Source organism: Calidithermus chliarophilus DSM 9957 (genome assembly GCF_000430045.1).
GTDB classification, from domain to species: domain Bacteria; phylum Deinococcota; class Deinococci; order Deinococcales; family Thermaceae; genus Calidithermus; species Calidithermus chliarophilus.
In genome coordinates this window covers 183,560-187,458 of sequence record NZ_KE387025.1, presented here as the reverse complement: position 1 = coordinate 187,458, position 3,899 = coordinate 183,560, and the positions used below count along the sequence as shown (strand labels likewise).

Here is a 3,899-nt window from a genome sequence, read left to right as displayed (position 1 = left end):
AGGCCAGCAGCGTGTAGTTCCAGCCGCCGCCCAGGTTGCGGGCGTAGGGCGCGTCGGGGGGCTCGGGGACCTCGGGGGGCAGGAAGCCGCGGGCGAACACCGCGCGGGGGGCCGAGCCGTCGAGGCCGAAGCGCACCTCGAGCGCCCCGCCCCGCGGGTTGGCCAGCGCGCACGCGCCGTCCTCGCTGAAGAAGCCCTGCAGCGAGCCGGGGTAGGTGAAGTGGTACTGCGCGCCGCCCTTGGGCGGCTCCCACCCCAGCCCCGCCAGCCGGTGCCCGGCCCGCACGATCTCGTCGGCCAGGGTGGCCGCGTCGGTGACGCTGCGCGCGCCCTCGGCGCTGGAGACGAAGAGCCGGTCGGCCAGGGGCTCGCGCAGGTGGGGGTAGGCGTCGACGGCGTCCAGCCCGTTCTTGATCCCCATCAGGCAGCCCACGTTGCCGGCGTTGCAGTCGGTGTCCCAGCCGGCGGTGTTGGCGATCATGAGGGTCTCTAAGAAGTCGTCCCCGCCGTAGAGCAGGCTCAGGTGGATCACCCCGTGGTTGGGCACCACGTGGACGTTGCCGCCGTAGCGGTCGTAGCCGTAGTGGGCCTCGAGCCACTCCCGCGCCCGGCGCCAGTCGCCCTCGTGCCCGCGCAGCTCGCGCAGGTCGGTGATCAGCCGCCGTATCACGCTCTCGCGGGGGATGTAGCCCATAGCCGCGTCGAGGAGGCGCTCGAGGCGGGGCTCGACGAAGGCCAGCGACTCCATCACCGCCAGCGCCTGCGCGGCGTGGACCGCCTCGCCGTCGTGGCTCACCCGCGCGGCCTCGGTCGCCAGCCGGAAGGCCAGGTCGGGGTCGCCGGGGGCCACCATGGCCCAGCCGTCGATGAAGATCTGGGCCCCGATCTGCTCGGCGATCAGCCGGGTGTTGAGCCCCATGCTGCCGCTGCGCGGCGCCGGCACCCCGCGCTTGAGCCGGTAGTAGGCGGTCTGCTCGGTGGAGTTGCCCATCCCGCCCCACCACAGCGTGCTGCGCCCCTCGACGACGTAGTTGAGCCAGGCCTCGCCGACCTGCTCCGAGCGCAGGTCGCGGGGGTAGCCGTTGTCCTCCAGCGCCCGCAGGAAGGCGAAGGTGCCGCTGAGGTCGTCGTCGGGGATGATCAGGGGCCGGCCCACCGCCTCGTTCACGTAGCCCCGCACCTCGCCGAAGCGATCGCGGATCTGGGCGTAGGTCCAGCCCTCGACGGGGCGGCCCATGAAGACGCCGATCATCTTGCCCAGCACCCCGGCGTAGACCCGCTGCGCGTAGCCGCCCGGCAGCGCCATTCAGGCCTCCTCGTATTGGCGGATGATGCCCTCGACGTACTCGCGGTCGCGGTCGGGGGTGGCCGGGCCGGGGTGGCGGATGGCGCCGGGGGTGCGGCTGAGCCGGGGCACCACGTTCTGCATGACCACGCGGCCCAAGTCCTCGTCGGGCACCTCCACGAAGGAGGCGCGGGCTCGGTAGTGGGGGTCCTGCAGGATCTGGGCGATGGAGTTGACCGGGGCGATGGGGGCCTCGATGGCCTCGAAGCGGGCGAGCACCTCCTCCAGGTCGTGCCGCCCGATCCACTCCGCCAGCCAGCCGTCGATCTCGTCGGCGTGCTCGAGGCGGCCCTGGGCGGTGTTGTAGCGCGGGTCCTGGGCGAGCTCGGGCCGCCCGATCACCCGGTACATGCGGTCGACGACCCCCTGGGTGCCCCCCGAGAGCGCTACCCAGTGCCCGTCGCGGGTGAGGTAGGTGTTGCGCGGGGAGGTGCGCCTGGAGCGGTTGCCGCCGCGCTGCTGCACGGCCCCGGTCTGGGTGTACTCGATGGCCTGGGGGCCCAGGATGTTGAAGAGGGGCTCGTAGAGGCTGAGGTCGATGTACTGCCCCTCGCCCCCGCCCCGGGCGTCGCGCCAGTAGAGGGCCATCATCACCGCGTACGTGCCGGCCAGCGCGGCCACCCCGTCGGCCAGGCCGAAGGGGGGCAGGGTAGGGGGGCCGTCGGGCTGCCCGGTGATGAAGGCGAAGCCCGAGTAGGCCTCGGCCAGGGTGCCGAAGCCCGGCTGCTGGGCGCGGGGGCCGGTCTGGCCGAAGCCGGTGACCCGCACCATGACGAGGCGGGGGTTGAGGGCGTGCAGCCGATCCCAGCCCAGGCCCCAGCCCTCCAGCCGCCCGGGGCGGAAGTTCTCGATCACCACGTCGGCCCAGCGGCACAGCGCGCGGGCCTTGGCCTGGTCCTCGGGCCGGTGGAGGTCGAGGGTGATCAGGCGCTTGTTGCGCGAGATCACCTTCCACCACAAGGGGACGCCGTCCTTGCTCAGCCCCCAGCGGCGGGCGTCGTCGCCGCGGGGGTGCTCGACCTTGACCACCTCGGCGCCGAAGTCGCCCAGCGTGGTGGCGATGAGGGGGCCGGCGTAGAGGCTGGAGAGGTCGAGGACCTTGAGCCCCTCCAGGGGGGCGTTGCGGGGGGGATTGGACGTTTCCATAGGCTTATGTCGGGAGGTCGGCCGCGCAGCGGAAGCCGATGGCCGCGCGGCGGTTGAGGTCGGGGGGCCCCGGCAGGAACCTGGCGGCGAGGGAGGGGGTCACCGCCGGGACTCCTCGAGGATCTGCCGCGCGCGCGCGATCACCGGCGCGTCGACCATGCGGCCGTCGAGCTGGAAGGCGCCCTGCTCGGGGTGGCGGGCGTGATAGGCCAGCACCCGCTCGGCCCAGGCCACCTGGGCCTGGGTGGGGCGGAAGACCGCCTCGAGCACCGGCACCTGCGCGGGGTGGATGGCGTGCTTGCCGCCGAAGCCCAGCCGCTTCGCCGCCTGCGCCTCGCGCTCCAGCGCCGCCAGGTCGCGGAAGTCGGCCGAGGCGCCGTCGTGGGGGGCCTCGAGGCCGGCCGAGGCCGAGGCCTGCACCAGCCTCACCTTGGCCGCCGTGACCGCCGGGTAGGGCTCGCCCCCCGGCGCGGGCCAGTCGAGCCCCAGGTCGCGGCTGTAGTCGGCGTTGCCGAAGCACAGGCACTCCAGGCGGCGCGAGGCCCGGGCGACGGCCTCCACGGCCTCCACGCCCGGGGCGGTCTCCACCGTGACCATCAGCCGCACCGAGCCCGGCGGCAGGCCCCGCTCGCGCTCGAGCTGGCCCAGGTACCAGTCGGCGATCTGCACCTGCAGGGCACTCTCGACCTTGGGGAGGTTGACCCCCAGCAGCCCGGGCCACAGCGCGGCCTGCACGTCGGCGTAGAAGTGCTCGGTGTCTAAGGGGTTGACCCGCACCCAGCAGGGCTTGTGCGCGTAGAGAGCGGGCGCGAGGCGCTGCAGGAGGGTTCGGGCCGCCCCCTTCTGGCCCTCGGCCACCCCGTCCTCGAGGTCGAGCAGGAAGGCGGGGGCCTGGAGGGCGGCGACCTTCTCGAGCTTGCGCTCGTCGGAGGCGGGGACGAAGAGGAGGACGCGGCTCATGGGCGCTTGTACCGGTCGGGGACGGCCGCGAACGTCCTCGCGGCCAGGTCGTCGAAGCGGCTGTGGTCGAAGCCCTTGAGGCTCGTGCGCAGCCGGTTGCGCAGCGGGGCGGCCCACTTCGCGGGCACGCAGCCGTTGAGCGCGCCCACCACGCTGCCCACCGTGGCCCCGTTGCAGTCGGTGTCCCAGCCGCCCATCACCGCCGCGGTGACGGAGCGCTCGTAGTCGCCCTGCCCGTAGAGCAGCGCCGCCACCACCAGCGCGGCGTTGTTGACGGCGTGCACCCAGTGGTAGTGCCCGAAGGCCGCGTACAGCGCGTCGAGGGTCTCCTCCCACGGGCGCGCGGCGGGGCGCAGCTCGAGGACGTGCCGCACCGCATGGGCCAGGCGGCTGTCGGGGGGGATGGCCTCGAGCCCCGCCCGCACCACCTCCTCCACGCCGCGCGCGG

Annotated in this window: 4 protein-coding genes; all 4 read right to left on the bottom strand. The window is 73.9% G+C overall.

Features of this window, described 5'->3' with window-relative positions; all coding sequences use genetic code 11:
* The coding region (locus tag MEICH_RS25505) for an ADP-ribosylglycohydrolase family protein (RefSeq protein WP_169730691.1) at window positions 1-1,306 on the bottom strand (1,306 nt) is incomplete at its 3' end.
* Window positions 1,307-2,491, bottom strand: a complete 1,185-nt coding sequence (locus tag MEICH_RS0115860; protein ID WP_027893422.1) for a CaiB/BaiF CoA transferase family protein — start codon at window positions 2,489-2,491, stop codon at window positions 1,307-1,309.
* Window positions 2,492-2,590: 99 nt separating this feature from the next.
* Complete coding sequence (locus tag MEICH_RS25500; protein WP_051304268.1) at window positions 2,591-3,451, bottom strand: HpcH/HpaI aldolase/citrate lyase family protein; 861 nt, start codon at window positions 3,449-3,451, stop codon at window positions 2,591-2,593.
* Window positions 3,448-3,899, bottom strand: a 452-nt coding sequence (locus MEICH_RS25495) for an ADP-ribosylglycohydrolase family protein (RefSeq protein ID WP_036219473.1), incomplete at its 5' end; no start/stop codon positions are given. The genes MEICH_RS25500 and MEICH_RS25495, both read right to left, overlap by 4 nt.